Here is a 20,425-nt window from a genome sequence, read left to right as displayed (position 1 = left end):
TCATTCAATTGATTTAGATTAGACCATTCCGATGCTAAGGGGGTAGGATAATACTCCTCCCCCTTTTGCTAGGGTCGACGAAATCAACGGATGAGAGCATTAAGATGGCAGTACGAGTTGAAACCGATAGTTTTGGTCAAATCGATGTAGAGGCATCATGCTACTGGGGCGCACAAACACAGCGCAGCTTGCTTAATTTTCCCATCGGCAATGAGCGCATGCCACGTCCCATTATTCGTGCCTTTGGTTTGGTTAAAGCTGCTGTGGCCAAGAGCAATATGGCGCTGGGTGGATTAGACTCAACGATTGGCGATGCGATCGTGCAAGCCGCCAATGAGGTTGCGGATGGTGAGCTTGATGATCATTTCCCTTTGGTTGTTTGGCAAACGGGCTCCGGCACGCAAACCAATATGAATGCTAATGAGGTCATTGCAAATCGAGCCATTGAGCTTTTGCAGGGCGAGTTAGGCTCTAAAAATCCAGTACATCCCAATGATCACGTCAATATGGGGCAGTCATCGAACGATACTTTTCCAACGGTGATGCATGTCGCATTTGTCGATGCGATACACCAAAATTTGCTCCCGTCACTGGAGTCATTTCAGGAAACCTTATCACTGAAAGCGGAAACGTGGATTTCAATTATTAAGATTGGTCGTACCCATGCGCAGGATGCAACGCCGCTAACGCTGGGTCAGGAGTTTTCTGGCTATGCTGCTCAAATTGATGCGGCCATTATGCGCATTAAACAAAGCAGCTCTGAACTGTTGATGATCGCTCAGGGTGGTACGGCTGTGGGTACGGGTTTGAATACCAGCCTTGGCTTTGCAGAGCAGGTCGCACAACAAATAGCTGCTGACAGTGGTTATGCTTTTGAAACGGCGAGCAACAAATTTGCTTTGCTCGCAGCGCACGATGGCGTGCTGGCGGTACATGGCGCTATTCATGTCGCGGCGATGGCTTGTTATAAAATTGCGAATGATATTCGACTGCTGGCTTCTGGCCCGCGTGCTGGTTTAGGCGAACTGGCATTGCCGGAAAACGAACCGGGCTCATCCATTATGCCGGGCAAAGTGAATCCCACACAGTGCGAAGCGTTGACTCAAGTCTGTGCGCATATTCACGGTAATAATGCGGCGGTAGCGTTTGCCGCCAGCCAAGGTCAATTTGAGCTGAACGTGTACAAACCGATGATTGCTTACAATGTGCTTCAATCCATTGAGCTACTCACCGATGCGGTGGAGTCATTTAATACACGTTGCGTTGCGGGGATAAATCCGCGCTTGGAGAATATCAGTAACAACCTTAATCGATCACTCATGCTGGTGACTGCACTTGTGCCAGAAATTGGATATGACCAAGCTGCAGTGCTAGCCAAGAAAGCACATAAAAATGGTACGACACTGCGTGAGGAAGCCATCCTAAGCGGAGTGATCAGTGCTGAGCAATATGATCAATGGGTAAACCCGGAACTGATGTTGGGGTCACTTAAATAGTTAACATATAAACCTTTATATTATGCTGGATGGTAGTCTACAATGATCAATTCATAATCAATTTAGACTCGCATAAATTCTGTGCATTTTAAGAAGTTAGTGGCGGGGCTACATCAGAAATAATTCTAACGCAGAATAATTAGCGGCGACTTCGTGACTTATGAAAAATAAAAAAACCTCCAAAAATGTTCAGCAGCAGTTGGAAGATTTTAAAGTAGAGGCGCTGAACCGTTTAGCGGTTTACCTGCTTCCACTCGTATTGATTGCGATTCCCGCCTCTGTTTTTCGCACGCATAACGAAACATGGCCAAACTTATGTAACGCAGATTACGTGATTATTGCCGTCGTTTTTTTAATTTTGCTACTCGGCAATCGAATCCCTTTTACGGCAAAAGTGTACTGCTACATGGGACTGGGAATTGCCGAGGCGCTGGTTGAACTGAGTGAATTCGGCTTGGTAGGTGGAGGTGCATTTGCTGCCGTGTTTAGTTTGATGTTGCCATTGTTTTACCTGAATAAGCGAGTGACTTGGTTTGTTTTGCCGCTGGTGCTGGCCGTTTATGGCTATTGCATGTACTTATTTGTTTACGCCGGTAGCGTGGTTCCCAGTGGCGATAAGCACTATATGGCCTCGCTCTCGACTTGGGTGGTTGTGCTGGTGGCTGGGCTGATATTTTTCTGCCTGATCGGTTTGAGTGTGTCCTTCTTGCAAGAGCGAATCGTCACTTTACTCAGTGAGCTGGAGCACCGAAATGAAATCATCGAAGAGCAAAAGCAAAAGATCGAACACTTAGCAAATCATGACCCGTTAACGGGCTTGCCATCACTTCGGCTTGCCGATGCGCGGTTGGATTTTGTGATTAGTTCAGCTGAAAAGGGCGGTCATCAATCGGCGTTGCTATTTTTGGACTTGGATGGATTCAAAGCGATTAATGATACCTACGGTCATGAAGCGGGGGACGTGGTGCTCAAGGAAGTTTCGAAGCGAATCCTTTCTACCATCAGGTCATCAGATACAGCCTGCCGAGCCGGCGGCGATGAGTTTTTGGTGGTAATTGAAAAGGTTGAGTACATCACCGATATTTCAAAGCTGTGCGCGCGCTTGGTTGAGGTGATTAGTCGGCCGGTGACGTATGGCCGCTTTCAGCTTAGGGTTGGGGTTAGTATTGGTGCAGCGGGGTATCCCTATGGCGCGAGTACTGCCAGAAGCTTGCGAATGAAGGCGGATGAGCTGATGTATAAGGTGAAGAAGTCAGGCAAGAATAATTATCTGATTTCAATGGGGGATGGCTGTTTGACGTAGCAGTGTTAACAATCAAATCCCGCTTTACGCAAAAAGGCCACCAGCTCCCAGCCATGCTCCTCAATTTTCTCCACGGAGTCATGTCCCGCATCATCAATTTCCAGCAGGCTTAAATGCGGCTTCGGGCAGTTTTCCATAATCGCCCGCGCATCATCCACCGTTACCGTGGTGTCATCTTTGCCATGTACGAGTAACGCCGGACATTGAATTTTACACACGGTATCCAGCGGCGCAAAGCTGGCAAAGCGATGCCCGATCACCCATTCCACATAGCGCATAACAACTTTCCGAAATGGCGCGGGAATGTGAAAGTGCTGCAAATAACGCTGCATCACCCACGCGGGATGGGCGAATGACGAGAGGCTGATCACCGCCGAAATATCATCGCGCTTCGATGCTTCCAGTAATACCGCTCCGGCACCCACTGAATGTCCTAGCAGCGCTATTTTTTCGGCGGCTGTATGGCGTTGTTTCAACCAGTCAATGGTGCTACCGAGATCCTCAGCAAAACGGGGTAAGGATGAAAAGGTATCCGCATCACTCTTGCCATGGCTTCTGGCATCAAATAACAGCACATTCATTCCGGCTTCATAAAATGGCACGGCGATAGGCAGCATCATTTCGGCATTGCTGCCCCAGCCATGCAGGATGATGAGGGTTTCATGGGAGTTGGGCTTGGGTAGGAGCCAGCCGAATAGCTGCTTGCCGGAGGGCGTGGGAATTTGTACCTGCTGATACTCAATGCCGATATCCTTCGGAGTGCTTTGTTCTTTGTTTCGGGGCGCGCGAAAGCCTAGGTGGATGGCGATTAGCGCCAAGCCGATAATTATGGCGACGACAAAGATAAGTATAAAAAGTAAATTCAACAGTACGTGCCTCTAAGTAAATTAATGACGACCAGATGTTGGTATTCTGGTGTTTTGATACTTCGCGGCAGTGTTCTTCTTCTGTACTTCAATAGCATTGATATTAATCAACTTTGCTAAGCTGGATGAGTTGTCACAAAAATGGTTAGGCCAGAAACTGCCACCGTTGCCTGCACTGTAACAATTTCAACCTCAAATCCTTTGTGTCCTCCCGTACAGTGCTACCATTGCCACACACTGTAAATCGAGGATGCTCGCTTGGACACAAAGGTACTCATTATCGGCGGCGGCATAAGCGGCCTACACACTGCTTATACGCTGGCTCAGCAGGGCATTGACTGCAAACTGCTGGAAGCGCGTCCTCGTTTGGGCGGGCGGATTATGTCACGCAATTGGCAGCAGGCTGACTACACTGACAGCCTGCCTGCTTACGATATGGGCCCCGCTTGGTTCTGGCCTGGTCAATCCCATATGGAAAATCTGGTTCAGGAATTAGGCCTGACCGAGTCCGTTTTTATGCAGCAAGAAACGGGCGATGCCGTGTATGAAAATGCAGAAGGCAAGATTGTGCGTGGTATTCAGGGCATTTCCATGGCGGGTTCCTACCGTATGCGAGGTGGCAATGCGCAGTTGATTTCGGCCTTGGAAAAGGGCTTGTCTGCTGACACTGTCATGCTCAATGCTTTAGTAACCCAGCTTGAATATATTGACGCTCAAGAGTCAGGCATTCGCGCCGCTGTAACCTTAGATGGCAAGCCCATCACGCTAAACTGTGAAGCTGTGGTGATTGCCGCACCGCCTCGTGTTGCTGTTGAGCAAATTTGCTTTGCACCAGCGCTCCCTGAACCACGCGTTACCGTGCTCAATGGCGTACAGACTTGGATGGCAGGTCATGCCAAACTCCTTGCCTTTTACGAAACCCCATTCTGGCTGGAGCAAGGCTTCTCTGGTGATTGCGTGAGCCAAGTTGGCCCGATGCATGAAATTCACGATGCCTCTCCGGCAGGTGATGGCCCGGCGGCGTTATTTGGGTTTATGGGTATTCCGGCAGTGCATCGCGGCGATCAGCAGGCTTTAAAGCAAGCGGCTATTGCGCAACTGGTACGATTATTTGGTGAACAGGCTGCAACGCCGTTGGATATCTACTTCAAAGATTGGGCTAAAGACCGGCTAACCGCGACAGCGCTAGATCAGGAAATGATGACCTCGCACCCAAGCAATGACATTCAACAGATTGTCGAAGCGGGTTGGTCGCAGCGATTAATTTGGTCAGGGACCGAGACGGCACCGAATGGCAGCCGGTTTAACGGCTATTTGGAAGGGGCACTGGAGGCCAGTGTTAGAGCAGTTTCTGAGCTATTAAAAGCGCCAGACCTCAAGCTGAAATAAAGCAATTAGCCTCGCGTGGCATCCCGATTGAGATGCCATGCGAGATTCTAACGTGTTGCGGTTAAGCGTCAGCAGTGACTTTAACCACCGAGTTTTCGCCGCCATTGCCATTATCAGCATAGCCGTCGGCTTCCCACTCATTTTCCCAGTTTTCGCCATCATAAAGATAACGGAACTGATACTCATCGCGAGTGGTGTCCAGTTCTAGCATAGTGGTGAATTCGCCGCTTTTTAAACGCTTTAGCGGGCTGGCAGTTTCATCCCAATGGTTGAAATCGCCTACGACATAAATCGTTTTAGCGCCATCGGCGGCTTCTTTGCTGACCCGAAAAGTGACTTTACAAATCGGACGTGATTTAAGAACCTGTTTTTTTAAGCTCATGGTTTTACCTGGATTATCTAAAAGACGGTTAAAAGGCCATCGGAACTATGCGCTGTGTATCAAGCAGGGGTTATTTCTCGGGTAGTGGAATAAATTCCGCGTCATCACCGGGGACTAGGGGGAAGCGTCCTTCGGCCCAATCTTGTTTTGCTTGCTCGATACGTTGCTTACGGCTGGAAACGAAGTTCCACCATACATAACGATGTCCAATATTTTCACCGCCGATTATAGCAATTCTACTAGGCTGTTTGGCAATAATTTCAAGCCCTGACGCAGTATCTAATGTGGCCAGTGCGAATTCCGGCACCAACTCACCATTAATTTCAACTTCTCCGCCTGCAACATACACCGCACGCTCGTCCACATCGGGAATCGACAAGCGCTGACCGGCTTGCAACGTGGCTTCTACATACAAGGTTTCTGCAAAGGTTTTAACTGGCGAGGTGACGCCATAAGCACTACCCAGCATCACGCGCACTGGAACCTCATTTAAAGTGAGCGCGGGAATGTCGTTGCTAGGATAGTGCAAAAACTCCGGTGGCGTTTCCTCATCGGCCTCGGGCAATGCCAACCACAGTTGCAAGCCGTGTAAGCGACGGTCGGACTCCATCATCTCAGGGCGCTCGCGCTCAGAATGCACAATGCCGCTGCCTGCCACCATCAGATTAATATCACCGGGGCGAATGGCTTGCTCACAGCCCAAAGAGTCGCGGTGCAAAATTTCACCTTCGAATAAGTAAGTGACCGTCGCCAGATTAATATGGGGATGAGGGCGCACATTAATACCCGGCCCTGCTGGGAAATCGGCCGGCCCCATATGATCGAAGAATACCCACGGACCAACCGCGCGGCACTTGGCGTTGGGTAACATGCGGCGTACCGAAAACTCGCCAAGATCTTCGGTGCGGGGCTGTATTAACTGATCAATTGCAGACATGATTTTTCTCCCTGACTGGTGAATTTTATATTGAGATAATAGTGCTTAGTGTAGTGCATGGGATACCAGAAAATCATACAACATTAAAAAAAGTAAATTATTTAGCATCCAAAAAAACAAGCCTCGCGTAAATAGAAACAACATTGAAACGATGTTATGAATTAAACAACTTAATTAATTTTATAAGGTGGAAGTTATGAGTAACTCAATTAGCAAAGCATTAATGGCCGGCGCAGCATTAGCATTAGTAGGCTCTGTTGCCAATGCAAAACCCAATGATCAATTAAGAATATCGGCTGAAGCCCCAACGAATGTAAAAGAGAGTTTTAATGCTTGGGTTGGCGGCGCAGCAATATCAGGCCGTAAAGATAAATGCTACGGAATTGCATTGAGTGCAGAGAACGATTGTAAAGCCGGTGCAGGCACTAGCTGTCAGGGTACTTCAACCGTTGATTTCCAAGGAAACGCCTGGACTTATGCACCCAAAGGCAGCTGCGAGTTCATCAACACACCAGAAGGCCCAGCGTCTAAAACTGAACTAGATCGCAACCTGCCATAAGCCATGACGAATCAAATCCCTCCATTTGATTCGGGTCAGCAGCGCTTGTTTGGTGCTGGGGTGAATTTAAAACCCCAGCACTACGACGAAGCACTTTCCCTTGCTGATACTCAGGCTCAAACCAGCATCGATTCGGATGTCTGGTTTGAGGTGCATACCGAAAATTACTTTGTGGATGGCGGCCCAAGGCTGCGTTACCTGCAAGCAATATCCGAACGCTTTCCGCTTAGCTTTCATGGGGTTGGTGGTTCGCTAGGTTCTTACACGGATAAGCCTTCAGCCCTGACAACACGGCACTTGGCTCAAGTCGCAGGTCTGGTTAAATGCTTTAATCCGGTACTGGTCTCAGAGCATGCAACTTGGTCAGTTAGCCAGCACGCTTACTTTGCCGAGCTGTTGCCACTACCCAGAACGGAGCAGGCACTGGCCTGTTTGTGCGAGGGAATTGATCGTTATCAGGAAGCCATTGGCCGCAGTATTTTGATAGAAAACCCCACCAACTATTTAGACTTCGTATCTGATATGGATGAAGCGGATTTTCTAATGGAAGCACTCAAGCGCACTGGCGCAGGCTTGCTGTTAGATGTGAATAACCTCTACCTCAGCCAGCAGAATACCGGCCTTGATCCAATCGCTTATTTAAATGCATTAGCGCCTGAGAAAGTCGGTGAAATTCACATTGCAGGATTTGATGTGGACCAGAATTACCCTGATGAATTATTGATTGATAGCCACGCTGCACCGGTTGATGAAGCGGTTTGGTCATTATTAGAAACCACAATTAAAACACTGGGCACTAAGCCCGTTTTATTAGAGCGCGATGATAATATTCCGCAGTTTTCTGAATTAATGAATGAGCGAAATCGTGCACAGGATTTATTATTAAATAGTGCTGAAATAAATAAACAGCAGGCGGTCATTAATGGCTAATTCAGAAAACACACATGCTGATTATATTAATGCCTTTACGCAGTTTATGCACTCTGGTAACCAGAATGATGTATTGCCGTTTTTAGACGGTAGTCGACCGGCTGCGTTTCTCAGTGTTTATCGCAATGGCTATATTAAAGCCAGCATTGGCGCGTTACAGAGTAATTTACCCTGCTTGCCGGTGCTACTGGGTGAGGAGTTTTTTGGGCAACTGGCTGCTGCTTATGTGCAAGAAAATCCTCCCGCCACTGCGACTTTAGTTGGCTATGGTTTTGGGGTGGATAGCGATGAATATGCCACGCTCAGCTTTATTGAATACCTAAATCAGCGTCATGGCGCGATCGTTAAACAGTACCCGTATTTAACTGATATCTGCGCATTGGATCAGGCTTGGTTGCAAGCGTTGAATGCCAATGGCGAAGACTTTTTAAGCTTGGAGCAGGTTCAGGCATTGATTGCGCAAGGCGAAGACCTTGGCGCATTGCCATTAGCCTTAGTCGACTCCAGCCGCTTAGTGAGCTTGCAGTATGACTTAATGGAGCTCTGGAGCACCTTGCGCTTTGGCGAGCAAACTCCGGACTCTGCCATAGAGCTAAAGTTAAACACCACCACCATTTTATTCTGGCAGCTAGATGGCAGGGTACAAGCCCGACCGTTAAACGCCGCAGAAGCAGTCTTTATGCAAATGCTGCAACACACAAATTTCGATCAGGCCGCGGCTGCCGCTAACGAGGTCGATGAAAGTTTTGATTTATCCAGCCTGTTTGCCGACTTGCTCAATGCACAGCTGCTACAACTCAAAGCCGCTGTTGAATCATCCTAAAGACCTATAACCATCAACAAACTAACAATAAATTCGAGACTACCCCTATGAGCTTTTTAACTTCCCTTTACAGTGGCTTCTTTGAGCGAATCGAGCAATGGTTTAAACCGATCGTTATGCTGGGTTTGCGTGTGCAGATTGCTTATGTGTTTATCCTCTCTGGCCTTGCCAAATGGAGCGGATTTTTAAAGCCTGATCCCGGTGTGTATGACTTGTTTATGTATGAGTTTTTTTGTCCCGAAGAGCCACGCGCCGGCGCACTGCAACTGTGCAATCCTGAAACACTGGAATATGTGGATGGCTCAACCACCGTCACCGTCATCAAATATCTAGCGGTAACCGCGGGCGTGATGGAAGTTGTGCTGCCGGTGTTATTGATTATTGGATTATTTAGCCGCTTTGCTGCGCTGGGAATCGTCGCGATGGTTGCCTTTATCCAGCTGGCTGTATTCCCCGAGTGGTCGCATTGGATGAATCCTGCGTCTTGGTGGTTTGCAGTGGCTGCTGCTATTGTGGTTGCAGGGCCGGGTAAATTGTCGCTGGACTACTGGTTAGGTCTGGAGCGCAAGGCTTAATTACGTCCAGACCCAATGGCATAGGGCTTCAGAGTGAAGTCTTATGCCGTTGAAATAGCATCATCAGGGCTGGGCTGACTGGAATCTACCGCAACCGCACTCACGCGCATGGAGACAAAAGTCGCCTGTCCTACAATGCTTGCAAATGAGGTATCCGCTGCATCGCGGCCAATGCCAACGCGCACAAAGCCACTCACGGGTGCCATTTTGGTGGCATCAAACATGTACCAGTCTTCATTTAAATACACTTCAAAAAAGCCGTGGAAATCGGGCGGCTCTAAACCGGCCGCATAGCCACCAACATAACGCGCCGGAATGCCCAATGCGCGGCACAATGAAATGCTGACATGTGCAAAGTCGCGACACACTCCCGCACGCTGGATGAGCACATCGCAAGCGCTTGATGAGGCATCGGTGCTGCCAGAGATGTAGTCAATGTGGTTAAACACCCAGTCGCAAATCGCCTGAACGCGGTAATAGCCGCCATCCAAATGCCCGAATTCTTTCGCGGCAAAGCGCCCCAAGCGGTCGGATTCGCAATAACGGCTAGGGTTTAAGTATGGCAGCACATCGGTCGGAATCACCGGATGGCGTACTTCATTTAGATAACTTGGCTGATCGACTTCCGGCGATAACGCCACCGTGGCGCTGTAGCGAATCTTAAAGTCGCCAGGCCCAGCATTGATCCGAATGCCTCGCACGCCCAGTTGATTCAACATGCACCATTCGATATTAGTGTCTGGAGAAACGGTCAGGTTCTCATTTGAGATCATTTGATGCTGGGTAAAAGCGGGCGCAATATTGAAGACAAAACTGGAGGGTGAAGCGATACTGTATTCAAGTTCCGATTCGACGTTAACGGTGTGCATAGTGGGTTTCCATCTGTTGGTGAGCATTGTGGTTTGGAGTGAGCGGCAACTCCGGGCTATTTGGCATTAGCTTGGGGAAACCTAATCGCGGCATAGTTTCGGTCGTTTTACCACAGACAGGTTCAGAAGAGTATCGACAATATGTTAACTCTTTGAAACATTAGTTAGCAGAAAACGCTGACTGCCTAGCTAACTGCGTTATTTTTCGCCATAGCAATCTCAAGATAAAAGTCACTTCGCGATTAAAACTAACATTAAAGTTAATTAATCATAATATTTTAAAGGTAGTTTATTTACCTTTTTTAGATAATGGTTTATAGACGGTTTAATTAATCTCGAACTATTATTTTCTCGTGACAGCACAATCCCTTATTTTATTTATTAATAGAGGTGTGAGAGAAATGAACGTTAAATTTATATCTTCTGTAGCTGCGACATTATTATTATCCGTTCCAGTATTAGCATCGGCAGATGATTGTAATTATGCCGACAAAGCGATGAAAACAAGTTACTCAACCGGCCAGCAGCAAAGTGGCTTCATGCGGGTGATGGCCCACTCCAAGCCAGACATTGTCGATACCGCTAGCAGTGCAGGTACCTTCAACACGCTACTCGCCGCAGCGACAGCCGCTGACTTAGTGGATACGCTCAAGGGCGATGGGCCATTTACCGTGTTTGCACCCACCGATGAAGCCTTCGCCAAGGTGCCAGCAGACGCGCTGCAGGCCCTGATTGCCGATAAAGAAGCGCTGAGAAATGTACTTCTCTATCACGTGGTCTCTGGAAAAGTCACTGCAGCCGATGTGGCTAAATTGAGTTCGGCGACAACTGTACAAGGCTCTGATGTGATGATTGATACTTCGGATGGCGTTAAGATTAATGATGCTACCGTAGTGGCCGCCGATATAATGGCAGGCAATGGTGTTATTCATGTAATTGATACAGTGTTAATGCCAAAATAAATGGTTTAATCATTACTGTTTTTTAAGATAATATTAAAGCCCTAAAGACTGTGAAGTTTTTAGGGTTTTTTTGTGCTTGGAAGTTATAGGCTTAATTATTTTTAATACATAAAAGTGATAACGCTAACACAATAAATATTGATTTAGGAGACCTTTATGCAAAAGGCATTAATTTATGACGCAACAGCTACCACATGCTCTTTGAAGCTAAATGTTAATGAAAATCTTTTAGAGGAGGCGCGACACTATAAGCTTAACCTTTCAAAAGTACTGGAACAGGCTCTTGTGGCAGTGCTGGCCGAGAAAAAGCGTGCTGAGTGGCTGGAGCAGAACAGTGAAGCGCTAGAGGCTTATAATCAAAGAGTTGAACAGCGCGGCGTGTTTAGTGATGGCTTGAGGAGATTCTAATGTTTCAGTTTAATGTTCTACTTTTTAGGGGCTACTTATGAAATTTGTATCCAGTGTACTTATCGCGGCTTTGATAACGGTCACTATAGGCTGTAGCCATGTGAGATCATCTGTAAAGTCAGAAGAGTCAGGTACAGAGGCCTCTAAACCAATAGCTCACGGTGGCATTAATTGGTGGATAGTTTCAGGTGTCGTTCTTACCGTGATAAGCGCTGCCAGCATGTCAGACAGCGGCTCTAAGTGAGTCTAGTGGGCAGACAATTGAGTCATATCGCCAATAGCTCTGTCACAAAAAAAGGCCACAACGAAATCATTGCGGCCTCTTGAGTCAGTTATCGAACAACATGCACCGCACAAGGCGCATGGCGAACCACTCGCGCGGCGGTAGACCCAAGAAAGAAATCCTGCAAGCCTGGTCGGTGCGAGGCGATAATAATCAAATCCGATTTATGCTGTTTAGCATACTCAACAATGGTCGAGCCGGCAGAGCCTTCTTCGGTGACAACTTTAATCGTTACATCGCTAATGCCTTTGGAATCTTCCAGCAAACTGGCTTTAGCGTCTGCGTGGTTTTTCTGCAGCTGGCCTTCGGGTAAATAATCGACGACATAGGCAGGGATGCTATCCAGTGCAGAGATTAAGGTGATTTTCCCACCTTCAGCTCTCAGTGCCTGAGCCAGCCGAATGGCCTCTTGGGTATTGGCTGGGTGGTAGGGAGCGACTGGGACTAATATGTTCTGATACATAATGAAAACTCCTCTTGGTTATACAAGGCGATAAAGTCATCCCTTGTAACTACAGTTTCATTATAGACAATGAGTGGGGGCTTTTGTGTTGATGTAAATCAAATTATCAGATGAAGCGCTGAGGCAAAAAGTCGCTAATGTCACAAGATGGCTCCCGTCCCTGAGCAAGATCAGTCACGATCTTGCCCGTCACGCCGCCCAAGGTAAGGCCGATATGTTGATGCCCAAAGGCAAATATCACACGTTCTGAAGTCTTTGATTTACCTATCACCGGCAGAGAGTCCGGCATAGTCGGTCGATGCCCAAGCCACGTGTCATCAGGCGATCCCAAATCACCAAACATATCATGTGATTTACGCTGCAGGTAGTCGGTGCATTTGGTATTGAAGGACGCGTCGATGGCATTGATCTCGACCGTACCCGCAATGCGTAATCCATCAGCCATCGGCGTGGCATAAAAGCCCGCTTCGGCCCAGCCCACCGGACGTGATACGTGAGCGCCGTGATTGCGATACAGAATATGGTAGCCGCGTTCAGTCCCTAGCGGCAGGTTTTCAGCGCCGGTGCCTTTAATCTGACGTGAGCGCGCGCCGGCAGTTAGTGCTAATCGATCCGCGCGGATCTCTGTGCCATCCGTTAGATAGGCAGTTACCCCAGTGGCGTCGGGCTGGCAACGCTCAACACCGTGTTGCATGACTGTCCCGCCCAGCGCCTCAAACCGCGTTTGCATACGGCCAACCAGTTCCTGTGGGTTGGTGATATGTCGTGCACCTTTGAAATGCAGTCCGCGATGAATAGGCTGTTTAATATTAGGCTCCAGTTTAAGCACCTCATCTGAGCTTAACTCGTCAAACACCACGCCTTGTGCCGCACGCATCGCATTGCTGTCTCTGGCGCTTTCAAAACCGGCACAGCTGGACCAGACATACACGCAGTCATTACTCACAACCAGATCCTGTGCATTCGCCTCGTGAATCAGTGGGTCGAGACCGGCATCTGTATGTTTTAGAAATTGCCCAAGTGCCTCGCTGATGTGTTTAACGCGGGATGCGCGGCAATTATTCAGGAAGCTCAGCATCCAACGCGGGTTGCTCACGCCGTAGCCGATATTGAAGCTGAGGGGGCTTTCGCGACTGGTCAATAAATGCGGTAGCGAGGTGAATATCGATGGGCTGTTGACGGGGATACACGCATAGGTTGCGATGGTGCAAGCCGAGCCGTAAGTGGTACCAGAGCCCGCTGGATTGGGATCACAGATCAGCGTTTTTAAGCCTTCTTTTTGCGCCCACAGCGCCGTCGACATGCCAACCATACCTGCGCCCACAACGATAAGATCGAAGTCATTTTGTGAAGTTGTTGAATTTGGCAAGGGAGCGCACCTTTTAGATAGAGTTTGGGGGACTGGCTCCATTATTTATGGTTTTGGTTTGAGCTGCAATTCTAATCTTTTCGAGACATACCGATTCACAAATCGCAGGCATAAAAAAAGGCCACAATGTAAACATTGTGACCTTTTGATATCTTGGTGCCGCAACCACGAATCGAACGCGGGACCTACTGATTACAAGTCAGTTGCTCTACCAACTGAGCTATTGCGGCGAAGAGGCTGGCGATTATAAAAGCATTTTTATAGCCATGCAAGCCTCTCTTTTACTTTATTGCAAATCTATTAACTTTCTGCTGCTTTTCGCTGCTTCGCAATCTTGGCATCGATCTTCGCCTGCTTCTTGGCAAGCTTAGCTGCCGCTTTCGCTTCATCCTTGGCAATGCGCGCGGGGGAGCGGTATTTCACCCGATAGAACAGGGCAAATAACACCGGCACCATAATCAGCGTGAGGATGGTGGCAAAGCTCAAGCCAAACATAATCGACACGGCCATCGGGCGGAAGAATACGTCGGGCAGCAGCGGGATCATCCCAAGCACCGTGGTGATCATCGCCATGGTGACAGGGCGCATCCGGCTGACGGCGGCTTGTTCAATGGCTTCAATCCACGGCATACTTTCTTCCTCATTGAGGAGCTTGATTTCCTCAACCAGTACGATGCCATTTTTGATCACCATGCCACTTAAGCTCAGCACCGCCAGCATCGCGGTAAAACTAAAGGGCGTGTTCATAATCAACAGACCGGCACTCACGCCGATAATGGCGAGCGGCACGGTTATCCAAATCACCAGCGTTTGGCGCAGTGAGTTAAACATGAACATGGTAATCACGACCATCAGCAAGGCACCGAGCGGCACGAAGGCAAACACCGATTTATTGGCTTTGGCCTGTGCTTCAAACTCGCCACCCCATTCCAGTGAGTAGCCGGGCTCTAGCGGAATTGCTTCAAAAGCAGGGCGGACTTGCGCCAGCAGCGCGACCGGGTTACTGCCTTTGTCGGTGTCCGGATCAGCCAGTACTGAGAGCGTGCGCTTGCGGTCACGACGCTTAATCAGCGGGTCTTCCCAGACCACATCGATACGGTCAATGACTTGCTCAATGCTCACATACGCTTGGCGCGCTTGGCTATACACCTGAATGTTTTTCAACTGCTCGACGGTGCCGCGCTCACTCTCCGGTGGGCGCAATACAATCGGCAGCAAGGTAGAGCCTTGGCGATATAAGCCGATACTTAGGCCGCTCACATTCAGGGCAATTGCATTATCCAGATCCGATTTACTAATGCCTAAGCGTCGTGCTTCCTCATCATTAAATACGGGGCGGATGACTTTGCTGCGCTCGCGCCAATCCTGCTGTACGTTAATGGCGTTCGGCTGGGCGCGCATAATCTCTAAGCCTTTTTCACCCAGCGCCCGTAAGACTTGTGGATCAGGGCCGATAAAGCGGGCTTCGATTTTTGCTTTGGTGGCGGGGCCAATGGCCATGCGACCAAATTTTACAAAGGCTTGCGGATTGTGCTCGGTGGTGTAGTTGCGCAGTTGGTTGATGGCAGGTTCGATATCATCAAACGATTTCACCCGCACAATCAGCTGTGCATAGCTTGGCGCATTAAACTCGACATTGTAGGTCAGCATAAAGCGCTCAGCACCACGGCCAATGGTGGTGGTCACGGCTTCGACGCTATCCAGCGAGGTGACGTACTTTTCCAGTTTGCCAGCATCGGCCTCGGTGGCGCGAATGTCGGTGCCTTCCGGTAGCCAGTAATCGACGATAAACATCGGCAGCGGGCTATCAGGGAAGAAGGCTTGGCGCACTTGACCAAAGCCCACAATCGAGGCGGCAAACATCAGCATAATCAGCAGCACAGTGAACCAGCGGAAGCGCAGGCAGAAGCGCACGAGTCCACGGAACAAGCGGTAAAAAATACCTTTGTATGGGTCAGATTGCTCGCCAGGCTCGGCTTTACCGGCTTCCTCTTTAAACATCAAATAGCAGAGGAAGGGGGTAATGGTGATGGCCAATATCCAGCTTAAGAACAGCGAGATCAGCAGTACCCAAAATAGGCTGCCGGTAAACTCACCACTGGCATCGGGCGACAAGCCAATTGGCGCAAAGGCGGTAATCGCAATCACCGTCGCTCCCAGCAGTGGCCAGCTGGTATTTTTAACAATGCGCTTGGCGGCCTCAATTCGGGTGAGGCCATTGTGCAGGCCAATCATGACCCCCTCGGTGATGACAATGGCATTGTCCACCAACATCCCCAGCGCAATAATCAGCGCCCCCAGCGATATTCGGTGTAGCTCGATGCCGGCCATTTTCATCACGATAAAGGTGCCGGCAATGGTCAGCAGTAAGACAAAACTCATTAAAATACCAGGGCGCAAACCCATGGCAACCAGCAGAACCACGATAACGATACCGATGGATTCGGCCAAGCCAATAACAAAGTTTTCAACCGAGGCTTCTACTTGTAATGGTTGGTCGTAAATGGTGCCGATATTAATGCCCAGCGGGCGCATGTATTCGAGTTCTTCCATGCGGTCGCGCACGGCTTTACCGACATTCACCACGTTTACACCACTGGAGAATGAGATTCCAAGAGTGAGCGCGGGCTTGCCGTTAAAGTGATAGATGTGGCTGGGTGGGTCGACGTAGTCCAGCTTTAGGGTGGCGACATCGCTTAAATAGACGAGTTGATCGCCATTGCGGCCAACGGTCAGGTTGCGCAAATCATCCACGCTGGAGACGGTGCCGGTGGGCTTAATGCGAATGTATTCACTGCCAACGCGGATGCTACCGGCATTGGTGACTAAGCTTTGAGTGGCGAGTAACTGCTGCAGGGTGGTGACGGATAACCCTAGTGAGTTCATTTTGGCGCGGTCAACTTCCATCACCAATTGGCGCGAACGGGTGCCGCCCACGGTGACTTTACCAACGCCATCAACCAGTATTAACTCGCGTCGTAGGTAGTCGACGTAGTTTTCGATGTCGTTGTATTCGTAGCCGTCGCCGGTAATGGCAAGGTAGTAGCCGTACACATCGCCGAAGTCATCGTTGATGATTGGCGTCCTGACACCGGAGGGTAGGCTGCCTTCCATATCGCGGATTTTACGGCGCATCTCATCCCAGATTTGGGCAAGATCATCTTTACGGTAGATACTCTTCATTTCCACCATGATCTGGGAAAGACCATTCATGGTGGTGGAGGTGACTTTGTCCAGATAGGGCAGCTGCTGCACGACATTTTCAATCGGCAGGGTGACTTCTTCTTCTACTTCCTGAGCCGAGGCGCCAGGGTATTGGACCACGATCACCGCCTGCTTAATGGTGAAGTTCGGGTCTTCTAATCGTCCTAATCCCTGAAAGGAAATGTAGCCGCCGATAATCAGCAACACGATGACCATCCAGCTAACGGTTTTGTTCCGGATCGAGCTTTCCGCAATACTCATCGCTATTTCCTGTTATAGACCACGTTCTTTTTCATAAATGCGAATCTGCTGGCCTTCAACTAAGTAGCTGACGCCGGCCGCGACGATACGATCCTGGGTGCTTAGGCCTTCAGTAATGCGAATCATATTATTGCTAATGCCGCCGACTTTAACCGGCTGCTTGTGCAATTTCAGATCCTGCTCTACGCGCCATACGAACTGTGAATTGTTCTGATCAAATACCGCTTCTACCGGAACTAATACGCTGCGATCATCCATATTGGAGCTGATGGCGCTGAGGTCGATGGTGATATTGGCGCTCATACCTGCTAGCAAGGTCACATTCTTTGGGACTTCGAGATTAAACAGCACCGGGTAGCTGCGGGTGAGGGCATCAGGGACTAAATCATGCTCTTTGTAGCAGGCTTTGTAAGAGTCTGGAGAGGCGCTAAAGCTGACTGTACCACACAGCGATTGGTAGTTTTTCACTTGGCGCATTTGCGTAAAGACGGACTCTGGCACATCGAAACGAATGCCTAAGTCGCCAGAGCGCTGAATTTGAATAATGGTTTGCTGTGGCTGAATAAACTGGAAATTCTCCACACTGACATGAGCAACTACACCGCTAAAGGGTGCGCGTAGCGTGGTGTAAGTCAGATTGCTTTTGCCTTGCTTGACGGCGGCTTCGGCACTGCGTAATGCGGCGCGAGCAGAGTCTAACTGTGACTTGGCGATATAGTTCTTTTGGTACAAACCATAGGTTTGCTGGTACTGCGTGGATGCCAGATCCAACTTTGCCTGATAGTCGCTTAGCGTGGTGCGAAAGTCGGTGTCATCCAGTTGGGCAATTAGTTGGCCTTTTTTGATGGACTGTCCGGGCTGAACCGTTAGTTTGGTGAGTTGGCCTGCCACCCGAAATGCCATATTGGTCTGATCAGTGGCTTCTAAAACGGCTGGGAATGTCCGCTCAGAACCACCGCTCATCCGAATTGGTGTAAAAACTAATGCGGGACGAATGGGTTCCGGTTTTGCTTCTTCTGCTTGCTCAGCGGCTGTTGAATCGAGCTGACAAGCCTGTAATACGGGGATCAGGCTGATCAGTAGTAATCGGTAAATGGCATTTTTTAGAGTCATTATCAGGTCTCAAGCAGGTAGCATGTTCAATAGAGCAGTCGATTATACATACGTGCTTGTATGTTAACTAGTGCGACTTATCTGGAAGCGGTATACAATCCTTCATCCCCCTCGCAATTAAAGCTAATGCTACATGGCCAGAAAAACCGAAACAGATAAACAAATCACCTATCAAAAGTTATTGGACTCTGCCTCTCAGTTGTTTATTGAGCAAGGTGTTGCAGGCACGACCTTAAACAAAATTGCTGAGCATGCCGGTATGACGCGGGGTGCGGTGTATTGGCACTTTGATAATAAAGACGACATTATCAAATCGCTCTGGCAGGAAGGGGCGGGCGAGGCGCATGCGGCGTTTATGAAAAGCCTGAGTAGCTTAGCGCCGGAAAAGGCAGAAGCGGATTTTAGGTTTACGATAAAAGGCGTGCTGGATCACGTATTGAATGACCCGAAATACACACAATCCTTACGTATATTAATGCACTGCATCGAGTTTAGTGACGCAAAAACGCCATTAAATCAGTTTTTAATGGAGAAGCAGTCGGATTATTGGACGGGATTGAGTGGGGCGTTTGGGCAGTTACGTAGCTTGAATTTGTTGCGTTCGAGCTTGAGTAATGAAGCCTTAGCGAGTGGTTTATTGAGCTATTTATTTGGACTGATTCATCACCATCTTGAGACGTGCAGCCCGGTCGACCTCCAGCAAGACGGTCAAGCCTTGCTGGATATCTATTTAGATAGTGTATTGGTGGCTAGTGAGCCTGATAAACGTTAGCTTGACCCAAGCGAGCATGGTTTAAATCCAGACTCACTTAAGTGGCTAGATGTGCAGTACCGACCTATTTAACTAAGGTGTAGCAAGGCACATACTCTGCTGAATCAATTTTCATGCGCTTTTGGGCGATGAATGAGGTCAGCATGGCATCCATGCGCTGCATAATATCCGGATCACCTTGAATCTCGAATTTGCCGTGCTCTTTAATCGCTCTCAGGCCATCTTCCTTTACGTTACCGGAAACAATACCGGAGAACATTTGGCGAAGCGCACCGGCCAGTACATGGCTTTCCTGATTCTTATGCAGTTGCAGATTGCGCATATTCTCATGCGTGGGCTCAAACGGGTGCTGGAAAATCTTATCGATCTTAAGCATCCAGTTGAAGTAATAAGCATCGCCATTGGCTTTACGGTAAGCGCGCACTTCCTGCATGCCTTCCGTCATAATGCGTGAGACTTTGACCGGATCATCAATCACGATTTCATATAACGACTGCGCTTTTTTACCCAGCGTGGCACCAATGAATTCATCGATTTGAGTGAAGTAATCTTTTGAGGTCGCCGGTGCACTGAACACCAATGGGAATGGAATATCCTGATTATCCGGGTGCAATAAAATACCCAAAATATACAGAATCTCTTCCGCCGTACCCACGCCACCAGGGAATACCACAATACCGTGACCGGTGCGCACGAATGCTTCCAGACGCTTCTCAATGTCCGGCATAATCACCAGCTCATTCACGATGGGGTTTGGCGATTCAGCGGCAATAATGCCAGGCTCGGTAATACCCAGGTACTGACCATCGACATTACGCTGCTTGGCATGACCAACTGTAGCCCCTTTCATTGGGCCTTTCATGGCGCCAGGGCCGCAGCCGGTACAAATGTCTAAGCCACGCAAACCCATCTGGTAGCCGACTTCTTTGGTGTAGTCATATTCCAAACGGGAAATCGAGTGACCACCCCAGCAAACCACTAACTGAGGGCTCAGGCCGGGACGCAACACATCCGCATTGCGCATAATATGGAAGACGGCATCGGTAATGAGGTCCGAATTATTCAGATCAAATTTTGGGTTATCCAAAATCACATCGTTGATGTAAACCACGTCGCGCAGAACGGAGAACAGGTGCTCGTTAACACCCTTAATCATCACGCCATCCACAAAAGCATTGGCGGGAGCATTGCTTAGCTCCAGTTTAATCCCGCGCTCTTGCGAGATTATGTTGATGTCAAAGTCTGCAAAGCGCTGCATGAGCGCTTCGGCATCATCGGAAAAGTCGCCGTAGTTCAGCACTGCCAGTGAACAGTTGCGATACAAACGATACACATCACCCTTACTGCGATCTAGCAGGCGGTTGACTTCCATTTTTGATAAAACGCCGAGGTGGCGAGTAGGGGAGACTTTGGCATCAATAACGTCTTGACTCATTAGCGCATTTCCTTATTTGTTTTTTA

General features: G+C 48.9%; 19 protein-coding genes and 1 tRNA gene. 10 read left to right on the top strand and 10 right to left on the bottom strand.

Features of this window, described 5'->3' with window-relative positions:
- The first annotated feature begins 104 nt into the window (after window positions 1-104).
- Both fumC and LEUMU_RS27875 read left to right on the top strand, forming a co-directional pair.
- Window positions 105-1,496, top strand: a complete 1,392-nt coding sequence (gene fumC / locus LEUMU_RS0109310; protein WP_022952018.1) for a class II fumarate hydratase — start codon at window positions 105-107, stop codon at window positions 1,494-1,496.
- Between the two features lie 160 nt (window positions 1,497-1,656).
- Window positions 1,657-2,799, top strand: a complete 1,143-nt coding sequence (locus LEUMU_RS27875) for a GGDEF domain-containing protein (protein WP_022952017.1) — start codon at window positions 1,657-1,659, stop codon at window positions 2,797-2,799.
- Between the two features lie 5 nt (window positions 2,800-2,804).
- On the opposite strand, the gene LEUMU_RS0109300 is transcribed toward LEUMU_RS27875, so the two are convergent.
- Window positions 2,805-3,665 (bottom strand): alpha/beta hydrolase, encoded by an 861-nt coding sequence (locus LEUMU_RS0109300; RefSeq protein ID WP_022952016.1) that lies wholly within the window; start codon window positions 3,663-3,665, stop codon window positions 2,805-2,807.
- A 258-nt stretch (window positions 3,666-3,923) separates the two neighbouring features.
- On the opposite strand from LEUMU_RS0109300, the gene LEUMU_RS0109295 reads away from it, so the two are divergent.
- Window positions 3,924-5,054 (top strand): flavin monoamine oxidase family protein, encoded by a 1,131-nt coding sequence (locus tag LEUMU_RS0109295; RefSeq protein ID WP_022952015.1) that lies wholly within the window; start codon window positions 3,924-3,926, stop codon window positions 5,052-5,054.
- 61 nt (window positions 5,055-5,115) lie between these two features.
- Here the strand turns inward: LEUMU_RS0109295 and LEUMU_RS0109290 are convergent, their stop codons facing one another.
- The gene (locus LEUMU_RS0109290; protein WP_022952014.1) at window positions 5,116-5,436 is read right to left on the bottom strand and encodes an isoamylase early set domain-containing protein; all 321 of its coding nucleotides are present in this window, start codon (window positions 5,434-5,436) and stop codon (window positions 5,116-5,118) included.
- Between the two features lie 70 nt (window positions 5,437-5,506).
- Window positions 5,507-6,373, bottom strand: a complete 867-nt coding sequence (locus LEUMU_RS0109285) for a pirin family protein (protein WP_022952013.1) — start codon at window positions 6,371-6,373, stop codon at window positions 5,507-5,509.
- A 196-nt stretch (window positions 6,374-6,569) separates the two neighbouring features.
- On the opposite strand from LEUMU_RS0109285, the gene LEUMU_RS0109280 reads away from it, so the two are divergent.
- From LEUMU_RS0109280 to LEUMU_RS25355, 4 genes are read left to right on the top strand one after another with little or no spacing between them, the layout of a single operon-like run.
- Window positions 6,570-6,932 (top strand): BufA1 family periplasmic bufferin-type metallophore, encoded by a 363-nt coding sequence (locus tag LEUMU_RS0109280; protein ID WP_022952012.1) that lies wholly within the window; start codon window positions 6,570-6,572, stop codon window positions 6,930-6,932.
- Window positions 6,933-6,935: 3 nt separating this feature from the next.
- A complete protein-coding gene (locus LEUMU_RS0109275; protein ID WP_022952011.1) occupies window positions 6,936-7,862 on the top strand; it encodes an MbnB/TglH/ChrH family RiPP precursor modification enzyme in 927 nt (308 codons plus the stop codon).
- Window positions 7,855-8,685 carry an HvfC/BufC N-terminal domain-containing protein gene (locus LEUMU_RS0109270; protein WP_022952010.1) on the top strand — a complete coding sequence of 277 codons (831 nt, stop codon included), beginning with the start codon at window positions 7,855-7,857 and terminating at the stop codon, window positions 8,683-8,685. Before LEUMU_RS0109275 ends, LEUMU_RS0109270 begins: the two co-directional genes overlap by 8 nt.
- Window positions 8,686-8,732: 47 nt before the next feature.
- Window positions 8,733-9,260 carry a DoxX family protein gene (locus LEUMU_RS25355; protein WP_022952009.1) on the top strand — a complete coding sequence of 176 codons (528 nt, stop codon included), beginning with the start codon at window positions 8,733-8,735 and terminating at the stop codon, window positions 9,258-9,260.
- Between the two features lie 41 nt (window positions 9,261-9,301).
- Here LEUMU_RS25355 and LEUMU_RS0109260 read toward each other — a convergent pair whose 3' ends face one another.
- Window positions 9,302-10,129, bottom strand: a complete 828-nt coding sequence (locus LEUMU_RS0109260; RefSeq protein WP_022952008.1) for a transglutaminase-like domain-containing protein — start codon at window positions 10,127-10,129, stop codon at window positions 9,302-9,304.
- Between the two features lie 401 nt (window positions 10,130-10,530).
- On the opposite strand from LEUMU_RS0109260, the gene LEUMU_RS0109255 reads away from it, so the two are divergent.
- On the top strand, window positions 10,531-11,091 hold the full coding sequence (locus LEUMU_RS0109255) for a fasciclin domain-containing protein (protein WP_022952007.1): 561 nt from the start codon (window positions 10,531-10,533) through the stop codon (window positions 11,089-11,091).
- A 156-nt stretch (window positions 11,092-11,247) separates the two neighbouring features.
- Entirely contained in the window at window positions 11,248-11,499 is a 252-nt protein-coding gene (locus LEUMU_RS0109250; protein WP_022952006.1) for a type II toxin-antitoxin system CcdA family antitoxin, read from the top strand.
- Between the two features lie 332 nt (window positions 11,500-11,831).
- Here LEUMU_RS0109250 and LEUMU_RS0109245 read toward each other — a convergent pair whose 3' ends face one another.
- From LEUMU_RS0109245 to LEUMU_RS0109225, 5 genes are all read right to left on the bottom strand, one after another.
- Window positions 11,832-12,245 (bottom strand): universal stress protein, encoded by a 414-nt coding sequence (locus LEUMU_RS0109245; RefSeq protein WP_022952005.1) that lies wholly within the window; start codon window positions 12,243-12,245, stop codon window positions 11,832-11,834.
- 106 nt (window positions 12,246-12,351) lie between these two features.
- Complete coding sequence (locus tag LEUMU_RS0109240; protein ID WP_022952004.1) at window positions 12,352-13,614, bottom strand: NAD(P)/FAD-dependent oxidoreductase; 1,263 nt, start codon at window positions 13,612-13,614, stop codon at window positions 12,352-12,354.
- A gap of 154 nt (window positions 13,615-13,768) precedes the next feature.
- Window positions 13,769-13,844, bottom strand: a tRNA-Thr gene (locus LEUMU_RS0109235).
- A gap of 70 nt (window positions 13,845-13,914) precedes the next feature.
- Window positions 13,915-17,079 (bottom strand): efflux RND transporter permease subunit, encoded by a 3,165-nt coding sequence (locus LEUMU_RS25350; protein WP_022952003.1) that lies wholly within the window; start codon window positions 17,077-17,079, stop codon window positions 13,915-13,917.
- A gap of 12 nt (window positions 17,080-17,091) precedes the next feature.
- Window positions 17,092-18,192, bottom strand: a complete 1,101-nt coding sequence (locus tag LEUMU_RS0109225; protein WP_022952002.1) for an efflux RND transporter periplasmic adaptor subunit — start codon at window positions 18,190-18,192, stop codon at window positions 17,092-17,094.
- 133 nt (window positions 18,193-18,325) lie between these two features.
- Between LEUMU_RS0109225 and LEUMU_RS27870 the strand changes: the two genes are divergently transcribed.
- A complete protein-coding gene (locus tag LEUMU_RS27870) occupies window positions 18,326-18,964 on the top strand; it encodes a TetR family transcriptional regulator (RefSeq protein WP_022952001.1) in 639 nt (212 codons plus the stop codon).
- A 64-nt stretch (window positions 18,965-19,028) separates the two neighbouring features.
- Here LEUMU_RS27870 and ppnN read toward each other — a convergent pair whose 3' ends face one another.
- Window positions 19,029-20,399, bottom strand: a complete 1,371-nt coding sequence (ppnN, locus tag LEUMU_RS0109215; protein ID WP_022952000.1) for a nucleotide 5'-monophosphate nucleosidase PpnN — start codon at window positions 20,397-20,399, stop codon at window positions 19,029-19,031.
- Window positions 20,400-20,425: the final 26 nt, after the last annotated feature.

It is taken from the genome of Leucothrix mucor DSM 2157 (assembly GCF_000419525.1).
Classification (GTDB): domain Bacteria; phylum Pseudomonadota; class Gammaproteobacteria; order Thiotrichales; family Thiotrichaceae; genus Leucothrix; species Leucothrix mucor.
This window is presented reverse-complemented; position numbering and strand designations above follow the sequence as displayed.

Coding starts and splice junctions, on each gene's coding strand:
- LEUMU_RS0109290 (WP_022952014.1), bottom strand. CDS start 5,436: ATGAGCTTAAAAAAACAGGTTCTTAAATCACGTCCGATTTGTAAAGTC.
- LEUMU_RS0109280 (WP_022952012.1), top strand. CDS start 6,570: ATGAGTAACTCAATTAGCAAAGCATTAATGGCCGGCGCAGCATTAGCA.
- LEUMU_RS0109250 (WP_022952006.1), top strand. CDS start 11,248: ATGCAAAAGGCATTAATTTATGACGCAACAGCTACCACATGCTCTTTG.
- LEUMU_RS0109270 (WP_022952010.1), top strand. CDS start 7,855: ATGGCTAATTCAGAAAACACACATGCTGATTATATTAATGCCTTTACG.
- LEUMU_RS27870 (WP_022952001.1), top strand. CDS start 18,326: ATGGCCAGAAAAACCGAAACAGATAAACAAATCACCTATCAAAAGTTA.
- LEUMU_RS27875 (WP_022952017.1), top strand. CDS start 1,657: ATGAAAAATAAAAAAACCTCCAAAAATGTTCAGCAGCAGTTGGAAGAT.
- LEUMU_RS0109275 (WP_022952011.1), top strand. CDS start 6,936: ATGACGAATCAAATCCCTCCATTTGATTCGGGTCAGCAGCGCTTGTTT.
- LEUMU_RS25350 (WP_022952003.1), bottom strand. CDS start 17,079: ATGAGTATTGCGGAAAGCTCGATCCGGAACAAAACCGTTAGCTGGATG.
- ppnN (WP_022952000.1), bottom strand. CDS start 20,399: ATGAGTCAAGACGTTATTGATGCCAAAGTCTCCCCTACTCGCCACCTC.
- fumC (WP_022952018.1), top strand. CDS start 105: ATGGCAGTACGAGTTGAAACCGATAGTTTTGGTCAAATCGATGTAGAG.
- LEUMU_RS0109285 (WP_022952013.1), bottom strand. CDS start 6,373: ATGTCTGCAATTGATCAGTTAATACAGCCCCGCACCGAAGATCTTGGC.
- LEUMU_RS0109225 (WP_022952002.1), bottom strand. CDS start 18,192: ATGACTCTAAAAAATGCCATTTACCGATTACTACTGATCAGCCTGATC.
- LEUMU_RS0109245 (WP_022952005.1), bottom strand. CDS start 12,245: ATGTATCAGAACATATTAGTCCCAGTCGCTCCCTACCACCCAGCCAAT.
- LEUMU_RS0109260 (WP_022952008.1), bottom strand. CDS start 10,129: ATGCACACCGTTAACGTCGAATCGGAACTTGAATACAGTATCGCTTCA.
- LEUMU_RS0109255 (WP_022952007.1), top strand. CDS start 10,531: ATGAACGTTAAATTTATATCTTCTGTAGCTGCGACATTATTATTATCC.
- LEUMU_RS25355 (WP_022952009.1), top strand. CDS start 8,733: ATGAGCTTTTTAACTTCCCTTTACAGTGGCTTCTTTGAGCGAATCGAG.